The following is a 16,536-nucleotide window of genomic DNA, read 5'->3' as shown; positions in this document are numbered from 1 at the left end:
GTCGGAGTGGTCACTTCGCCTCCACCAGTTCCGGGGCCTGCGCCAGCAGCGGGCCGCCCCAGCGGTCTTCGAGGGCCCGCTCGACGGCGGCGCCGACGCGGTAGACGCGGTCGTCGCCGAGGACGGGGGCCATGATCTGCAGGCCGACCGGCAGGCCGTCCGCCAGCCCGCACGGCACCGAGATCGCGGCGTTGCCGGTGAGGTTGGCCGGGATCGTGCACAGGTCGGCCAGGTACATCGCGACCGGGTCGTCGGCGCGCTCGCCGATCGGGAACGCGGTCGTCGGGGTCGTCGGCGACACCAGCACGTCCACCTGCTCGAACGCGGCCTCGAAGTCGCGCTTGATCAGCGTCCGGACCTGCTGCGCCTTGCCGTAGTAGGCGTCGTAGTAGCCCGACGAGAGCGCGTAGGTGCCGAGCATGATGCGCCGCTTGACCTCCGGCCCGAAGCCCTCGGCCCGGGTCAGCGCCATGACCTCCTCGGCGCTGCGGCTGCCGTCGTCCCCGATGCGCAGGCCGTAGCGCATCGCGTCGAAGCGCGCCAGGTTGGACGAGCACTCCGACGGCGCGATCAGGTAGTAGGCGGGCAGCGCGTACGTGAAGTGCGGGCAGGAGACCTCGACGACCTTCGCGCCGAGCGATTCCAGCAGCTCGACCGTCTCGTCGAAGCGCGCGGTGACGCCCGGCTGGTAGCCCTCGCCCGCGAACTCCTTGACGACGCCGACGCGCAGCCCGTTCACGTCGGCGCGGCGCGCGGCCTCCACGACCGGCGGGACGGCCTCCGACACCGACGTCGAGTCCATCGGGTCATGGCCGCTGAACGCCTCGTGCAGCAGCGCCGCGTCCAGCACGCTGCGGGCGAACGGTCCCGGCGTGTCGAGCGACGACGCGAACGCGATCACGCCGTACCGGGAAGAACCCCCGTACGTGGGCTTCATGCCGACGAGGCCGGTGACCGCCGCGGGCTGCCTGATCGACCCGCCCGTGTCGGTCCCCGTCGACAGCGGCGCCTCGTAGGCGGCCACCGCCGCGGACGAACCACCCGACGAACCACCGGGGATCCGCTCCAGATCCCACGGGTTGCGCGAGGTGAAGTAGGCGCTGTTCTCCGTGGACGAGCCCATCGCGAACTCGTCCATGTTCGTCTTGCCCAGGATCACCAGCCCGGCCTCGCGCAGCCGCGCCGTCACCGTCGCGTCGTACGGCGGCCGCCACCCCTCAAGGATCTTGGACCCGGCCGTGGTCGGCATGTCCGTGGTGGTGAACACGTCCTTGTGCGCGATGGGGACGCCGGCCAGCGGGCCGAGCCTCTCCCCCGCCGCGCGCCGCTCGTCCACCTTCCGGGCCTGCGCCAGCGTCGCCTCACGGTCGACGTGCAGGAACGCCTTGACCTGGCCGTCCACTGCGGCGATGCGGTCCAGATGCGCCTCGGCGACCTCGACGGCGGAGGCCTCCCCGGCGGCGAGCAGCTCCCCGAGCTCCGTCGCCCCCTTCTTGACCAGGTCCATCAGGCCTCCTCGTCCAGGATCCGGGGGACGCGGAAGCGCTGCCCCTCGGTGGCCGGCGCACCGGCCAGGGCCTGCTCGGGCGTGAGGCACGGCCGTACCTCGTCGGCCCGGTAGACGTTGGTCAGCGGCAGCGCGTGCGAGGTGGGCGGAATGTCCTCCGCGGCGACCTCCTGCACCCGCGCCACAGCGGAGATGATCTGGTCGAGCTGGGCGGCGAGATGATCGAGCTCGTCATCGCCGAGCGCCAGCCGGGACAGCCGGGCGAGATGCGAAACCTCGTCACGGGTGATGGCGGACATGTAAGAAACCGTTCCTGCGGACCGATGGGATTCGCCGCCCATCCTATGTTTTTTGCAGTGCCCTTGGCGTCGGGCCTGGCGGCCCTCCTTCGGCGGGCACTGCGGTGCGATCGCTGCATCGCTCCGGCTCGCCCTGGGGGCTCGCTGCGCGATCAGGTTTCTCGCAGGCTCGAAACCTGCCTTCGGACGCGATCGCGACGGTTTTGGTTGCTGCGTGGTTGCGGCGGTGGCCGGGGTGGTCTCGCATGGGGCCTGCGGCGTGGCGGTGCGTGGAAATATCGCGAAATATGCGTGGATTGTTTAGTTTCGGCGGGGCGGGAACGGTCTCGTCGTCCACCTCGGACGACGAGAGGAGACCGCCGTGACCATCGGCGGCAGCATCGCTCTGATCATCGTCGGCGCGATCCTGGCCTACGCGGTCAGCTACGAGATCAGCGGCATCGACATCCGGCTGGTCGGCGTGATCCTGATGATCGGCGGCCTGATCGGCCTGGTCATCGGCATCGTCCGGATCGTCTCGGCCCGCCGCGCCGTCGGGCGCCGCCCACCGCCCGCGGTCCGCGAGGAGCGCTACTACGAGGACGACTACCGCCGCCCGTACTGATCGCGCTCAGTCCCGCCGCGGCTGAGCCCCGCTACTACGAGGGCCCGTACTGCTGCGGCACCGCGCCTGGCCTTCAGGGCCCGACGCCAAGGGCGCTGCGATTGGCACTGCGAAGCCAATTGGTGGCGGTGTCGGCGTCCATGGGGCGGCCGAAGTGCCAGCCTTGGGCGGCGTCGCAGCCCATTTCGCGGAGGGTCTGGGCCGTGGCGGGGTCTTCGACGCCTTCGGCGACGGAGCGCAGGCCCAGGGTGCGGACCAGGTCGACGATGGAGCGGACGATGACGGCGTCGTCGGCGGAATCGGTGAGGCGTCCGACGAACGAGGCGTCGATCTTGATTTCTTCGACGGGGAGCCGTTTGAGGCGGACGAGGGAGGAGTAGCCGGTGCCGAAGTCGTCGAGGCTGAGCGGGATGCCGAGGTCGGCGAGGGCGCTGACGGTGTCGGAGGCGTAGGCGGGCTCGTTCATCAGTATCCGCTCGGTGATCTCGAGCTGGAGGGCGGCGGCGGGCAGGCCGCGAGCGAGCAGGCCCTCCTCGATCGTTTCGGTGAGACCGGTGTCGAGGAGGTCGCGTCCCGAGGCGTTGACGGCGACCTGGACGGTGAGGTCCTCGCGCCACCAGGCGGCGGCCTGCGTGAGCGCGGCCTCGACGACGTGGTGGGTGATGGAGCGCATGAGGTAGGTCTGCTCGGCGATGGGCAGGAACGCGTCGGGTTCGAGGATGCCCTTGTCGGGGTGGCGCCAGCGCAGGAGGGCCTCCATGCCGACGAGCTGGCCGTCCCGCAGGGAGATCTTCGGCTGGTAGAACAGCTCCAGTTCGGAGCGGTCGATGGCGCGGCGCAGGTCGCCGAGCATGCTGAGGCGGGCCGGGGAGTTGCGGTCCTTGGCGGGCGAGTAGATCTCGACGCCGGTGCGGGCCTCCTTGGCGTTGTACATGGCGACGTCGGCGCGCTGGAGGAGCAGTTCGAAGTCGGGCGCGTGGTCGGGGAACAGCGCGATGCCGACGCTGGCCTCAAGGTCGAAGGACATGCCGTCGAGGCGGACGGGTTCGCTGAGGGCGGCGCGGAGCCGGGCGGCGACCTCGCGGGCGGCGGCCTCGTCGCGGACGGACGGCAGCAGCACCGCGAACTCGTCGCCGCCGAGCCGCGCGACGAGGTCGCCGGGGCGGACGCTGTGGGTCAGGCGGTGCGCGACGAGCTGGAGGAGGCGGTCGCCGGTGGGGTGCCCGAGGGTGTCGTTGACCTCTTTGAAGCGGTCGAGGTCGAGCAGGAACAGCCCGGCGCGGTGGCTCGGGGGGTCGTTTCTGCGGCGGCGGGACCGGCCGCCGATCCCGGGGGCGCGGGGGCCGCGCTTCTCGGCGCCGCGTGCTTCGGTGAGGGCCTCTTCGGTCCGGACGATGAGGAGTTTGCGGTTCGGGAGGCCGGTGAGCCCGTCGTGGAGGGCCTGGTGTTCGCGCCGGACGGAGACGGAGGCGTTCAGGTACACGGCGATGAACGGCAGGACGATGAGGGGCACGAACACGGCGGACCTGTCCATCGCGACGACCATCAGCGGGGCGAGGCCGAGCAGCGCCAGGTGGACGAGGACCTGGTAGCCGAGGTCGAAGCGGAGCGCCTTGAGGAGCGAGACCCGTTCGTGGAGGGCGACGGCCGACCCGACGAGCGTGTCGTTGCAGACGAAGTAGACGGCGCCGGCGAGCGCTATCGCGGGCAGGTCGCCGCCGTCGGGGACCCACAGGTCCGTGGGGGTGGCGAGGTTGCCGAACATGGCGAGGACGAGCTGGGCGGCGGCGAGGCTGAGGGTGTACTGCGCGGCGTTGAAGGCGATGCGGTGCGGGCTGCGGCCGCGGAAGATCCCGCAGGTGATGACGGCGATGGCCTGGAGGGCGGCGGCGATCGGGAGGCCTGCGTACAGCAGGGCCGCGAACGCGAAGGTGGTGGAGGTGGTGGCGCCGTTGTTCTCGGTGGAGCCGGGGGTGATGATCGGCCGCAGCTCGCCGAAGATGATGAAGCAGCCGAGGATCCAGAACACCGGCGTGCCGGCGAGCGCGTCCAGGTCGGCGCCGCTCAGCCCGGAGAACGCGGTGACGCAGACGGCGACGCCGAGCAGGATCACGACGACGAAGTAGATCCACAACGGGGACCCACGGCGCGGTGCCGTGTTCCGCGTGTTGTTCGGGTCCTTCATCACATCCTCGGGGGGTTCGGGGGGCCGTTCCCCCGGCACCGGACGTCCCCGACCTCGGGGGACGCCCCCCGGGTGTTACGTCCGGAGATTCAGGTGTAGGTCGTGATGAGAGGGAGGGTACGGCCTTCGCTCAACTTCGCGAAACCGAATGGGCACGTTGCGTTATGCCCGTTCCGCCCCGACCACTCACCGTTGGGTAGTTGGAGTGTACCCCTGAGTAACGCAAACCTGGTGGAAGCCCCCCGAATACACCGGGTTAATCCTCGGCGCTCACCGTCACGTCCTTGGCCGCATCCGGCCCTTCGGCCAGCAGGACGCGGAATCCTTCCTCCTGCAAGACCGGTACGCCCAGCTTGACGGCTTTGTCGTACTTGGACCCCGGACTGTCGCCCGCGACCACGAAGCCCGTCTTCTTCGACACCGACCCGGACACCTTGCCGCCGAGCCGCTGCACCGCCTCGGTCGCCGAGTCGCGGCTGAACCCCTCCAGCGACCCGGTGATCACCACGGTGACGCCCTCCAGCGGACGCGGGCCCGCCGCGCCCTCGTCCTCCATCCGGACGCCCGCGGCCCGCCACTTCTCGACGATCTCGCGGTGCCATTCGATCGCGAACCACTTCTTGATCGACACCGCGATCGTCGGCCCGACGCCGTCGACGGCCGCCAGGTCCTCCTCCGAGGCGTTCGCGATCGCGTCCATCGAGCGCATCTCCCGGGCCAGGTCGCGTGCGGCCGACGGCCCCACATGCCGGATCGACAGCGCCACCAGCACCCGCCACAGCGGCTGCTTCTTCGCTTTCTCCAGCTCGTCGAAGAGGATCTCGACGGTCTTCTTCGGCTCGCCCTCCTTGTTGGCGAAGAACGACACGACCTTGGGCTCGCCGGTCTTCGGGTCGGTCTTGGACGTGCCCGTCCGCTGGTCGAGGACGAGGCTCCGGATCGGAAGGAGCCGGTCGACGGTCAGGTGGAACAGGTCGCCCTCGTTCTTCACCGGCGGCTCGGACGGCTCCAGGGGCTGCGTGAGCGCCGTCGCCCCCACGTAGCCGAGCGCCTCGATGTCGAGCGCGTTGCGGCTCGCCACGAAGTACAGCCGCTCGCGCAGCTGCCCGGGGCAGTACTGCGCGTTGGGGCACCGGATGTCGGCGTCGCCCTCCTTCTCGTACGCCAGCTCGGTGCCGCACTCGGGGCAGTGCGCGGGCATCTCGAACTCGCGTTCCGACCCGTCCCGCAGGGCGGTCACCGGAGCGACGATCTCCGGGATGACGTCGCCCGCCTTGCGCAGGACGACCGTGTCGCCGATCAGCACGCCCTTGCGCTTCACCTCGCCCGCGTTGTGCAGCGTGGCCCGCTCGACGGTCGACCCGGCGACCTTGACCGGCTCCATCACGCCGTAGGGGGTGACGCGCCCGGTCCGGCCCACGCCGACCTTGATGTCGAGGAGCCTGGTGTTGACCTCCTCCGGCGGGTACTTCCAGGCGATCGCCCAGCGCGGCGCCCGGCTCGTCGACCCGAGGCGCCGCTGCAGCGAGAACTGGTCGACCTTGACGACCACCCCGTCGATCTCGTAGGCAGTGCCGTGCCGGTTCTCGCCGTACTCGGCGATGTACTCGCGGACGGCGTCCATCCCGCCGAGGACCTTGTAGCGGTCGCTGACCGGCAGGCCCCAGCCGCGCATCAGCTCGTACGACCCGGACTGGCTCTCCGGCTGAGTCCCGCCGCGCCACGCGCCGTACCCGTGGACGAGCATGCCGAGCGGCCGCTGCGCCGTGACCCGCGGGTCCTTCTGCCGCAGCGACCCGGCCGCCGCGTTGCGCGGGTTGGCGAACGGGTCCTTGCCGGCCTCCACCTGCGCGGCGTTGACCTGCTCGAACCCCTCGACGGGGAGGAAGACCTCGCCGCGGACCTCCAGCACGTCCGGCCAGCCCTCGCCCTCCAGCCGGTGCGGGACGTCGGCGATGGTGCGGACGTTGTTGGTGACGTCCTCGCCGGTGCGCCCGTCGCCGCGGGTGACGCCGCGCACCAGGCGCCCGTTCTCGTACGTCAGCGCGATGGCCAGCCCGTCGATCTTCAACTCGCACAGGTACCCGGCGACCGTGCCGACCTCCTTGACGACGCGCTCGTCCCACGCCACCAGCTCGTCGGCGCTCATCGCGTTGTCGAGGCTCTGCATCCGCTCGAGGTGCCGGACGGTCGCGAAGTCGGTGATGATCGGCGCGCCGACCCGCTGCGTCGGCGAGTCGGGCGTGACCAGCTCCGGATGCCGCTCCTCCAGCTCGTGCAGCTCCCGCATCCGCCGGTCGTACTCGGCGTCGGTGAGGGTCGGCTGGTCGAGAACGTAGTAGCGGTAGTTGGCCTCGTCGATCTCCTGGCTCAGCTCCAGGTGCCGCTGCCGCGCCTCTCCGGGAACGCCGTCGCTCATGGTCATGCCCCCATTGTCGCCGTCACGTCCGACAATACGAGGCCCGCCGCGCCCGGGTCAGTCCGCCGCCTCGTACAGCATGCGGGCCGCGGTCCGGCAGCGCTGCAGAGCCGCGCGGACGTGGCGCGGGGACGCCCCGGCCATCCCGCACGCCGGAGTGATCACGACCTGTTCCGCCAGTTGGGCGGGCGGGAATCCGAGGCGCCGCCACAGGTCCCGCACCGGCTCGGCGGTCGCCCGGAGGGCGGGCAGGACGGTGTCGGCGGCGGGCACCGCGCCGAGGAAAAGGCCGGTCCCGGCGTCGATCGTCTCGCCGATCGCGTCGTCGTCGTGTTTCGGAACGAGGTTCAGATCGACCGAGACCGCCTTCGCGCCCGCCCCGCGGAGCAGGGCGTACGGGACGTTCCGGGCACAGCAGTGGACGACGGGGTAGGCGGCGTCCCCCGCGCAGGCGGTCTCGATCACCTTCCCGAGCGTGTCCTCCGCCACGGGCTCCTCGATCGCGCGCAGCCGCGAGAACCCGCTGGCGGTCGGGACCGTCCCGGCGAGCGCCGCGGGCAGGCCCGGCTCGTCCAGCTGGAGCAGGATCCGCGCGGCGGGCAGCCGGCGCCGGACGTCCGCGACGTGCGCGGCGACGCCCTCGGCCAGCGAGGCGGCCAGGTCGCGGACGGCGCCCGGATCCTTGAGCGCCTTGTCGCCGTGCCGCAGCTCGATCGCGGCGGCCAGCGTCCACGGCCCGCACACCTGGATCTTGAACGGACCGTCGTGACCGCCCGCGACCTCCTCCAGGACGTCCAGGTCGCGGGCCATGTGGTCGTGGGAGCGGACCGTGTCCCGTCCCGGACGGTCGGAGATCCGCCAGCCGGACGGCTCCACGCGCACCGGCATCTCGACCAGCAGCCCGGCCGTCCGGCCGATCATGTCGGCGCCGGGACCGCGCGCGGGCAGCTCGGGCAGATGCGGCAGCTCGGGCAGTTCGCCGAGGACGATCCGCAGCGCCTCCGCCGGGTCGCCCCCCGGATACGAGCCGACCCCCGTCGCCGTCCCGGCCTGCCACGGATAACTCGTCGTCACACCCGGAACCCTATCGGCGCGGTGATCACAGAAGTTCCGCGAGCCGGTCCAGGTAGCGGAGCGTGTCGTCCTCGGGGAGGGTCTTCAGGTTGAACAGGACCTCGTCCACACCGGCGGCCTCCAGCTCGGCGACGGCCTCGGCGCTGCGCGGCACCCCGAACATCGTCACCGGGAGGCGGCGCCCGGCCCGCTCCCGCAGTTCGGCGATCTGCGCCGCGAGCGCGTCGGTGCCGCGCCCGTAGATCGGCATCCAGCCGTCGCCGAACTCGACGACCCGGTCGAACGTCGTCGGCCCGGACCCGCCGATCAGGATGGGCGGGTGCGGGTCCTGGACGGGCTTCGGGTAGGAGAACACCGGGTCGAAGTCGACGAACTCGCCGTGGAACTCGGCCTCGTCCTTCGTCCACAGCTCCTTGACGGCCAGGACGCGCTCGCGCAGCAGCCGCACCCGGGTCTTCGGATCGGTGCCGTGGTTGCGCATCTCCTCCCGGTTCCAGCCCGCGCCGACGCCGAGCACGGCCCGTCCGCCCGAGATCAGGTCGAGGGAGGCGATCTCCTTCGCCAGCAGGATCGGGTCCCGCTGGACGATCAGGGCGATGCCCGTGCCGACCCGCAGCCGCTCGGTCGCGGTCGCGGCGGCGGTCAGCGCGACGAGCGGGTCGAGCGTCCGGTAGTAGTGCCGAGGCAGCTCGTCCCCGCCCGGCCACGGCGACTCCCGCTTCACCGGGATGTGCGTGTGCTCGGCCAGGTACAGCGACGCGACCCCGCGCTCCTCCAGCGCCCGGCCCAGCACGGCCGGCGCGATCCCGTCATCGGTCACGAACGTCGAAACACCGAACTCCACGGCACGCCTCCCACGAATCGCCTACGCGACCATAAGCCACGCGCGTCCGGCCTGATTCCCCGGGCCCGGTCAGGCCGGGACGCGGGCGGTGTCGGCGATCGTGGAGGACGCGAGGACGCGGTCGCCGTCGTACAGGACGGCCGCCTGGCCCGGTGCCACGCCGCGGGCGGGATTCGCCAGGCGGATGCGCAGCTCATCGCCGTCCTGCTCCGCCGTGCAGCCGTACACCTCGCCGTGCGCGCGGAGCTGCACGTCGCAGTCGAACGGGCCGCTGCGGGGCTCGCTCAGCCACACCGGACGCTCGCCGGTGATCTCGTGGACGTCCAGCGACTCGCGCGGCCCCACCGTCACCGTGTTCGTCACCGGGGAGATGTCCAGGACGTAGCGGGGACGCCCGTCGGGCGCGGGGGTGCCGATGCGCAGGCCCTTGCGCTGGCCGATCGTGTAGGCGTAGGCGCCCTCGTGCTCGCCGACCTCGTTGCCGTCGGCGTCGACGATCGGGCCGGGCGCCGAACCGAGCCGCTCGGCCAGGAAGCCCCGCGTGTCGCCGTCCGCGATGAAGCAGATGTCGTGGCTGTCGGGCTTGTCGGCCACCTGGAGGCCGCGCCGCTCCGCCTCCCGCCGGATGTCGGGCTTGGACGTGTCGCCCAGCGGGAACAGGGCGTGCGTGAGCTGCTCGGGCGTGCAGACGGCCAGGACGTACGACTGGTCCTTGCCCTCGTCGACGCCGCGCCGCAGGACGCCGCCGTCCAGCCGCGCGTAGTGGCCGGTGCAGACGGCGTCGAAGCCGAGCGCCATCGCGCGGTCCAGCAGCGCCGCGAACTTGATCTTCTCGTTGCAGCGCAGGCACGGGTTCGGGGTGCGGCCGGCGGCGTACTCGCTGACGAAGTCCTCCACGACGTCCTTGTGGAAGCGTTCGGCGAGGTCCCATACGTAGAACGGGATGCCGATCACGTCGGCGGCGCGGCGGGCGTCCCTGGAGTCCTCCAGGGTGCAGCAGCCGCGCGCCCCCGTACGGTACGACTGGGGGTTGCTGGACAGGGCCATATGGACGCCGGTGACGTCGTGCCCGGCCTCGGCGGCGCGGGCGGCCGCCACGGCGGAGTCGACGCCGCCGGACATGGCGGCGAGTATGCGCAAAGTCATGGTCCTTCGAGGGTACGCGGCGTGGCCCGGTCCCCCGTTGTCATTTCCGCGTACGATTGGGGCCGCTATGGGAATCTTCCGTCGTCCGCGCGAGACGTCACCGGTGACGCCGCCCGCGATCAGCGAGTTCTGGGAGTGGTGGGCGCAGGCCCGCCCGACGATCGAGGCGTCGCTGGCCGCCGGGCCCGAGCAGCCCGAGCCGGAGACGCCCGGCGAGGGCCTGTCCGCGGAGGCGATCGAGGAGCTGTCCCGCCGCGTCCACAAGATCCACGCCGGCCTGCAGTGGGAGATCGGCGGCACCGACGACCGGTCGCCGTCCCTCACCGTGACCGGCGGCGGCGACCCCGAACTGCGCGGGCTGACCGAGCGCTGGGCGCGGTCCGCCCCGTCCGGGGCGGCGGCGGGCGGGTGGAGCTTCCATCCCGCGCGCCAGGCCGACCCGGAGATGCTCGCGCAGGACCTCATCCTCGGCGACCACGAGTTCGACCTGGAGTACGTCCGGCTGGGCATGCGCGCCGACGCCGACCGGGCCAGGGTGCACATCGCCGCCTACCACCCCGACTTCCTGTTCGTCTCCGAGGAGCAGCAGCTTCAGGTGGCGCTGAACGTCCTGCACTGGGCCCTCGGGGAGGACGACGTCGCCCGCTGGATCGGCGAGGTCGCCATCGCCACGGAGGCGCCGATCGACTCGCTGCCGCCGTCGATGCTGGCCGCGGTCGTCGAGCAGATCGCCGAGCCGTTCACCGAGCCCGCCTGGCTGACCGGCGAGGGCCGCACCCCCCGCGGCCACCCGGCCCGTCTCGGCGCCCGGTTCCCGCTGCACCGGCAGGACTATCCGCTCTGCGACCTGCACGTGGCGATCACCGTCCCGTACGCCAACAGCAACCCCGACCGCCTTCCCGTCGAGCCGTCGTCGGGCGCGCTGCGCGCCTTCGAGAAGAAGCTCACCAAGCTCGGCAACCGCGCCGTCCTCGCCGTCCGCGAGACCGGCGACGGCCTCCGCGTCTTCCACTTGTACGCCGACCCCGACTCCGGCGTCATCTCCGAGCTCGACCAGCTCGCCGCCGGCTGGCCGGAGGGCAAGGCGAAGGTCGCCTCGACCAACGACCCGGGCTGGCGCGCCCTCGCCCCCTACCAGCCCTGATCAAGGCACCTCAAGTCACCTGAACGGCGACGACCTCAGCCGATGCCCCAGCCACGCAGCGACCTGAACCGTCGCGATCGCGTCCGAATGCAGGTTTCGAGCCTGCGAGAAACCTGATCGCGCAGCGAGCCGCAAGGCGAGCCGGAGCGATGCAGCGACCGCACCGCAGTTCCCGCCGAAGGAGGGCCCTCCAGGGCCTGACGCCAAGGGCACTGCAATCAAAACCTCCCGGCGCGGCGGGCGCGTTCCACGATGGGGCCGATGGCGTCGGCGAGGGCCTTCACGTCGGCCTCGGTGGAGGTGTGGCCGAGGGTGAAGCGCAGGGAGCCGCGGGCGCGTTCCGCGGTGGTGCCCATCGCCAGCAGGACGTGGCTGGGCTGGGAGACGCCGGCGGAGCACGCGGAGCCGGTGGAGCAGGCGATGCCGCGCGCGTCCAGCAGCATGAGCAGGGCGTCGCCCTCGCAGCCGGGGAAGGTGAAGTGCGCGTTGCCGGGGAGGCGGTCGTCGGGGTCGCCGTTCAGGATCGCGTCGGGCACGGCGGCGCGGACGGCGCCGATCAGCTGGTCGCGCAGTTCGGTGAGGCGGCGCGCCTCGGCGTCGCGGTGCGCGACGGTGGCGCGGACGGCGGCGGCGAACCCGGCGATGGCGGGCGTGTCGAGCGTCCCGGACCGGACGTCGCGTTCCTGGCCGCCGCCGTGCAGCAGCGGCACCGGGTCGAGGAAGACGGGCTCTTTCGGCTTGGCGAGCAGCAGCGCGCCGACGCCGAGGGGGCCGCCGAGCTTGTGGCCGGTGAGGGTGAGCGCCTGCGCGCCGCTCGCGCCGAACGCCACGGGCAGCGTCGCGGCGGCCTGGACGGCGTCGGTGTGCAGCGGGACGCCGTGCTCGCGTGCGGCGGCGGCGAGTTCGGCGACGGGCTGGACGGTGCCGACCTCGTTGTTGGCCCACATCACGGTCGCCAGCGCCACGTCGTCTCCGGAGCCGAGCGCCTCGCGCAGCGCCTCCGGGCGGACGCGGCCCCGCTCGTCCACGGGGACCCAGTCGACGCGGGCGCCCTCGTGGTCGGCGAGCCACTGGACGGCGTCCATGACGGCATGGTGCTCGACGGCGCCGGCGAGGACGCGGGTGCGGGCGGGGTCTGCGGCGCGGCGGGCCCAGTACAGGCCCTTGACGGCGAGGTTGTCGGCCTCGGTGCCGCCGGAGGTGAACACGACCTCGCTCGGCCGGGCGTCGAAACCCTCGGCGATGATCTCGCGGGACTCCTCGACGACGCGGCGGGAGCGCCGCCCCACCGCGTGCAGCGAGGACGGGTTCCCGAGCTCGCGCAGCTCCGCCGTCATCGCCTCGATGGCCTCGGGCAGCATCGGGGTCGTCGCTGCATGGTCGAGGTAGGTCACCACGGGGTCAACAGTATCCACGCCGCACCTGTTCCCCTCCGGTGCCCGTGCCGTTGCGGGAATGGCGGGGACGGACCGCCGGTTACGATCTATACCGTCCAGCCGGTACAGTAAAATCACCATGACGAAGGAAGCCCTCTTGAACGCCGCCGAGACCGTCCTCTCCGAGGAGGGGACGCAGGCGCTGACGCTCACCGCGGTCGCGGACCGCGCGGGCGTCAGCAAGGGAGGGCTGCTCTACCACTTCCCCACCAAGGACGCGCTCGTCCGCGCGATGGTGGCGCGGGTCATCGAGGAGTTCGACGACCTGATCGCCTCCTACGACGACGGCACGCCCGGCTCCTACACCAGGGCCTACGTCCAGGCCACGTTCGAGATCCTGACCGGCGAGGCCCGCGCCTACCGGCGCTGGTCGGCCATCACGGCCGCCGCGGCGGACCCGGAGCAGGCCGAGCCGCTGAACGAGGCGATGCGGCGCTGGCACGGCCGCGCCCCCGCGGACGACCCCGACCCCGGCACCGCGACGATCGTCCGGCTGGCGGCCGAGGGCCTCTGGGAAGTGGTGAGCCATGATCCCGGGCTGTACGACGCGGACCAGCTCGAAGCGCTGAGGCAGCGGCTCCTGGACCTGCTGGAGCGATGAACCCGGGCGCCCCGCGCCCCGCCGAACCACCTGAGCGATCCGGGCCCGAGGGCCTGGAGCGTTCCATGACGTCCGTCACACCACGACGCCCGCCGCCACGACGTTTGCCACCACGGGGCCGCGCCCCGCCGAGCCTAGAAAGAGGTGAATCATGCTGTTCCGCGCCCGTTCGGGGACGTTCCTGACCTTCGCACTGGCGGGCCTGCTGACCGGAGTGTGGGTGGCGCGCCTGCCCGCGCTGGCCGCCAAGTTCGGGACGACCGAGGGCGAGATCGGCATCGTCGTCCTCGTCTGGGGGCTCGGCGCGGTCGCGGCCATGCAGGCGCTGCGCGGCGTGATGTCCCGCGCCGGCAGCCGGGCCGTCCTGCGGGCCGCGCTGCCGCTGACCTCGCTGTCCTTCGCGGCGGTCGCGCTCGCCCCTTCCTACGGCATGCTGCTCGCCGCCGTCGTGCTGTTCGGGATGACGTTCGGGATCACCGACATCGCGATGAACGCGCAGGGCAGCGTCGTCGAGCAGGCGTACCGCCGGCCCGTCATGAGCGGCATGCACGCCGGCTGGTGCGTCGGCGCGATGAGCGGCGGCGTGTTCGGCGTCGTCACGGCCGCGGCCGGGTTCGGGTTCACCACCACCGTGCTGACCGCCGCGCTGCTGTCGCTGCCCGCAGGCCTCGCGCTCGGCCGCACCTACCTGCCCGACCCGGCCCGCCCGCGGGCGCGCGCCGCGTCCGGGACGGGACGCAGGGCGCGCCGCCTCCCGCCCGCCGTGTACCTGATCGGCGTCCTCGCGTTCATCGCGTTCATGACGGAGGGCTCGATCGCCGACTGGAGCGGCCTGCTCCTGTACGACGAGATGGGCGCCACCGAGGCGGTGGCGGCGGCCGGCTACCCCGTGTTCGAGCTGGCGATGCTGCTCGGGCGGCTCGTCGGCGACCGGGTCCGGGTGCGCGTCGGCACCCGGCGGCTGCTCACCGGCGCCGGGATCGGCACCGCGCTCGGCATGGGCGTCGTCGTGCTGGCGCCCGGCCCGGGCGTCGCGATCGCCGGGTTCTTCGTGACCGGGCTGATGGTCTGCACGGTCGTCCCGACGACGATCTCGCTGGCCGGGACCGCCGCCCCGGACCAGCCCGCCGCGGCCGTCGCGCAGGTCGGCGCGATGGGCTACGGCGGGCTCCTCCTCGGCCCGGTCGTGGTCGGTTTCCTGTCGGAGGCCACGTCCCTGCGGGTAGGGGTGGGCATGGTCGTCGTGCTGGCCCTGCTCATCGCCGCCGGTGCCCGTTTCGTCCCGCTCCGCACGAGCATGGACGTCGCCGCCCCGGCACCGTCCGCGGCGGTGCCCGTGGAGGCGGGCGACCCGAACGACACTCGGCCCGAGCCCGTCGCCGCCTGAGCGCCCCGGCCCGCCACTCGATCCGATATAACCCATCGGGACCATTTCTGTGATGGGGGCTGACGGATGGGCGAGTGGCGGGTTCCCGGGTACAGCGAGTTGCGGCCTCTCGGCGAGGGCGCGCAGGGACGCGTGGTGCTGGCGCGGCACGACGCCACCGGCCGCCCTGCGGCGATCAAGTACCTCGCGGACTCCCTGGCCGGGAACGAGGAGTTCCGCGGCCGGTTCCGCGCCGAGGCCGCCCTGCTGAGCCGGCTCCGCAACCCGTTCATCGCCGGCCTGTACGGGCTGGTCGAGACGCCGGACGGCGCCGCCATCGTGATGGAGGCCGTGGACGGGGCGTCCCTCAAGGCGGTCCTCGCCGAGCGGGGGCCGCTGGCACCCGAGGCGGCCCTGGCGCTGCTCAAGGGGTCGCTGCAGGGCCTCGCCGCCGCCCACGACCTCGGCGTCGTGCACCGCGACTACAAGCCCGCGAACGTGATCGTGCGCGGCGACGGGCTGAGCAAGCTCATCGACTTCGGCATCGCCGTCGACGCGGGCGCGTCGGGACGGTCGGGAACCCCCGTCTACATGGCGCCGGAGCAGTGGCGGGACGAGCCCGCGTCGCCCGCGACCGACGTGTACGCGGCGGCGTGCGTGTTCTTCGAGTGCGTGACGGGCCGCCGCCCCTTCTCCGCCGAGGACCAGGCCGGGCTGATGGGCCGCCATCTGACCGCGCCGATCCCGGTCGAGGACGTCCCGGAGCCGCTCCGGCCGCTGATCGTGCGCGGCCTGGCCAAGAACCCGTGGGACCGTCCGATGGGCGCCGCGGCGTTCGTCTCGGAGCTGGAGTCGGCCGCCTCCGCCGCGTACGGGCCCGACTGGGAGGGACGCGGCGTCCGGACGCTGGCGGGGGCCGCGGCCGCGCTGGCGATGCTGTTCCCGCTCACCGCGCTCGGCCTCGGCTCGGGCGGCGCGTCGGCGAGTGCCGCGGGAGCCGCGGGCGCGGCCGGGGGCGCGGGCGGCGGAGCCGCCGGGACGGGAGGCGCGGGGACGGCGGGAGCGGCGGGCAAGGGCGTCCTGGGGACGCTCGGCGCCAAGGGCACGGCGGCCGTCGCGGGCGGGGCGGCCGCCGTGGCCGTGGGCGGCGGCGCGGCGGCCTACGTGGCCGTCGCGGACGAGGCGCCCAAGCCGAAGCCGATCGTGGCCCGGCTGGCCGCGCTCAGCGAACCGCAGCGGGACATCGGCAACGGCGCGACGTTCCGGGCGCAGGGTCAGATCGTGCGCGTCACCGGCGGCGACGCCGCGCTCAACCGGAAGATCAACCAGGCGCTGCGGGCACCGCTCGAACAGCGGTGGGACAAGACGCGGACCGGCCTGGGGCGCATCGGCAGGGGCGCCTACACCGATGTCGTGAAGCCGGCGATACTCCTGCGCAACGACAGGCTGCTGTCGGTCTGGTACAGCGTCTCGCTGCGCGGTGACCGCGGGTCGGGCTGGGACCAGCCGCAGGCCGCGACCGTGGATCTGCGGACCGGCGCGTCCTACCGGCCGCTCGACCTGTTCCGCGACCCGGCCGAGCGGGCCCTCAAGCCGCTGGACGAGAAGATCAAGGCGACCCTGCCCGGCGGCGCCTACTGCGGACGCACCCAGACGCCCGGAATCGTGCTCCCCCGGGGCACCGACAACCCGTCCGCGTTCATCAAGTCCGGAGACGTCACCATGGCCCTCACCCCGAAGGGGCTCCAAGTGGCCTTCTACGAGTCGGTGCTGGGCTACGAGGCGGCGTGCGGGCTTCGGGGCACGGTCGTCCCTTATGCCGAGGTCGGCGAGATGCTCAAGCCGGAGCTGCTCAAGGCCGTCCCCTACCCGTCCCCAGAACGCTCCTGAGACGCGGCGAGCCCCGGCGGC

Annotated in this window: 13 protein-coding genes; 5 read left to right on the top strand and 8 right to left on the bottom strand. The window is 72.7% G+C overall.

Annotation, left to right across the window (positions count from 1 at the left end; all coding sequences use genetic code 11):
* Window positions 1-10: 10 nt before the first annotated feature.
* Entirely contained in the window at window positions 11-1,507 is a 1,497-nt protein-coding gene (gene gatA / locus AB0C35_RS31370; protein WP_358463741.1) for an Asp-tRNA(Asn)/Glu-tRNA(Gln) amidotransferase subunit GatA, read from the bottom strand.
* Entirely contained in the window at window positions 1,507-1,806 is a 300-nt protein-coding gene (gene gatC / locus AB0C35_RS31365; RefSeq protein ID WP_358463738.1) for an Asp-tRNA(Asn)/Glu-tRNA(Gln) amidotransferase subunit GatC, read from the bottom strand. The genes gatA and gatC overlap by 1 nt, the downstream gene beginning before the upstream one ends.
* Window positions 1,807-2,167: 361 nt before the next feature.
* Between gatC and AB0C35_RS31360 the strand changes: the two genes are divergently transcribed.
* On the top strand, window positions 2,168-2,410 hold the full coding sequence (locus AB0C35_RS31360; protein ID WP_358463735.1) for a DUF6458 family protein: 243 nt from the start codon (window positions 2,168-2,170) through the stop codon (window positions 2,408-2,410).
* 73 nt (window positions 2,411-2,483) lie between these two features.
* Here the strand turns inward: AB0C35_RS31360 and AB0C35_RS31355 are convergent, their stop codons facing one another.
* The 5 genes from AB0C35_RS31355 to mnmA all read right to left on the bottom strand — a co-directional run bounded on the left by AB0C35_RS31355 (window position 2,484) and on the right by mnmA (window position 10,078).
* On the bottom strand, window positions 2,484-4,595 hold the full coding sequence (locus AB0C35_RS31355; protein ID WP_358463732.1) for a bifunctional diguanylate cyclase/phosphodiesterase: 2,112 nt from the start codon (window positions 4,593-4,595) through the stop codon (window positions 2,484-2,486).
* A gap of 256 nt (window positions 4,596-4,851) precedes the next feature.
* Window positions 4,852-7,020 (bottom strand): NAD-dependent DNA ligase LigA, encoded by a 2,169-nt coding sequence (ligA, locus tag AB0C35_RS31350; RefSeq protein ID WP_358463729.1) that lies wholly within the window; start codon window positions 7,018-7,020, stop codon window positions 4,852-4,854.
* Window positions 7,021-7,071: 51 nt separating this feature from the next.
* The gene (locus AB0C35_RS31345; RefSeq protein ID WP_358463726.1) at window positions 7,072-8,088 is read right to left on the bottom strand and encodes a methionine synthase; all 1,017 of its coding nucleotides are present in this window, start codon (window positions 8,086-8,088) and stop codon (window positions 7,072-7,074) included.
* Between the two features lie 25 nt (window positions 8,089-8,113).
* A complete protein-coding gene (locus AB0C35_RS31340; RefSeq protein WP_358463723.1) occupies window positions 8,114-8,932 on the bottom strand; it encodes an LLM class F420-dependent oxidoreductase in 819 nt (272 codons plus the stop codon).
* 69 nt (window positions 8,933-9,001) lie between these two features.
* Window positions 9,002-10,078 (bottom strand): tRNA 2-thiouridine(34) synthase MnmA, encoded by a 1,077-nt coding sequence (gene mnmA / locus AB0C35_RS31335; RefSeq protein WP_358463720.1) that lies wholly within the window; start codon window positions 10,076-10,078, stop codon window positions 9,002-9,004.
* Window positions 10,079-10,145: 67 nt separating this feature from the next.
* Here mnmA and AB0C35_RS31330 point away from each other — a divergent pair, with 67 nt between their 5' ends.
* Window positions 10,146-11,222 carry a DUF695 domain-containing protein gene (locus AB0C35_RS31330; RefSeq protein WP_358463717.1) on the top strand — a complete coding sequence of 359 codons (1,077 nt, stop codon included), beginning with the start codon at window positions 10,146-10,148 and terminating at the stop codon, window positions 11,220-11,222.
* Window positions 11,223-11,440: 218 nt separating this feature from the next.
* Here the strand turns inward: AB0C35_RS31330 and AB0C35_RS31325 are convergent, their stop codons facing one another.
* Window positions 11,441-12,616 carry a cysteine desulfurase family protein gene (locus AB0C35_RS31325; protein WP_358464021.1) on the bottom strand — a complete coding sequence of 392 codons (1,176 nt, stop codon included), beginning with the start codon at window positions 12,614-12,616 and terminating at the stop codon, window positions 11,441-11,443.
* Window positions 12,617-12,737: 121 nt separating this feature from the next.
* Here AB0C35_RS31325 and AB0C35_RS31320 point away from each other — a divergent pair, with 121 nt between their 5' ends.
* The 3 genes from AB0C35_RS31320 to AB0C35_RS31310 all read left to right on the top strand — a co-directional run bounded on the left by AB0C35_RS31320 (window position 12,738) and on the right by AB0C35_RS31310 (window position 16,515).
* A complete protein-coding gene (locus tag AB0C35_RS31320; RefSeq protein WP_358463714.1) occupies window positions 12,738-13,259 on the top strand; it encodes a TetR/AcrR family transcriptional regulator in 522 nt (173 codons plus the stop codon).
* Between the two features lie 151 nt (window positions 13,260-13,410).
* Window positions 13,411-14,646 carry an MFS transporter gene (locus AB0C35_RS31315; RefSeq protein ID WP_358463711.1) on the top strand — a complete coding sequence of 412 codons (1,236 nt, stop codon included), beginning with the start codon at window positions 13,411-13,413 and terminating at the stop codon, window positions 14,644-14,646.
* A 66-nt stretch (window positions 14,647-14,712) separates the two neighbouring features.
* On the top strand, window positions 14,713-16,515 hold the full coding sequence (locus tag AB0C35_RS31310) for a serine/threonine-protein kinase (protein ID WP_358463708.1): 1,803 nt from the start codon (window positions 14,713-14,715) through the stop codon (window positions 16,513-16,515).
* The last annotated feature ends 21 nt before the right edge of the window (window positions 16,516-16,536 follow it).

This window comes from Spirillospora sp. NPDC048819, assembly GCF_040650055.1.
Lineage (GTDB): Bacteria > Actinomycetota > Actinomycetes > Streptosporangiales > Streptosporangiaceae > Spirillospora.
The sequence above is the reverse complement of the archived record's forward strand: the minus strand, read 5'-3'. Positions and strand labels throughout refer to the sequence as shown.

Bases quoted from the DNA above. Each gene is read 5' to 3' on its own strand.
- mnmA (WP_358463720.1), bottom strand. From the start codon at position 10,078: ATGACTTTGCGCATACTCGCCGCCATGTCCGGCGGCGTCGACTCCGCC.
- gatC (WP_358463738.1), bottom strand. From the start codon at position 1,806: ATGTCCGCCATCACCCGTGACGAGGTTTCGCATCTCGCCCGGCTGTCC.
- ligA (WP_358463729.1), bottom strand. From the start codon at position 7,020: ATGACCATGAGCGACGGCGTTCCCGGAGAGGCGCGGCAGCGGCACCTG.
- AB0C35_RS31320 (WP_358463714.1), top strand. From the start codon at position 12,738: ATGACGAAGGAAGCCCTCTTGAACGCCGCCGAGACCGTCCTCTCCGAG.
- gatA (WP_358463741.1), bottom strand. From the start codon at position 1,507: ATGGACCTGGTCAAGAAGGGGGCGACGGAGCTCGGGGAGCTGCTCGCC.
- AB0C35_RS31310 (WP_358463708.1), top strand. From the start codon at position 14,713: ATGGGCGAGTGGCGGGTTCCCGGGTACAGCGAGTTGCGGCCTCTCGGC.
- AB0C35_RS31355 (WP_358463732.1), bottom strand. From the start codon at position 4,595: ATGAAGGACCCGAACAACACGCGGAACACGGCACCGCGCCGTGGGTCC.
- AB0C35_RS31330 (WP_358463717.1), top strand. From the start codon at position 10,146: ATGGGAATCTTCCGTCGTCCGCGCGAGACGTCACCGGTGACGCCGCCC.
- AB0C35_RS31315 (WP_358463711.1), top strand. From the start codon at position 13,411: ATGCTGTTCCGCGCCCGTTCGGGGACGTTCCTGACCTTCGCACTGGCG.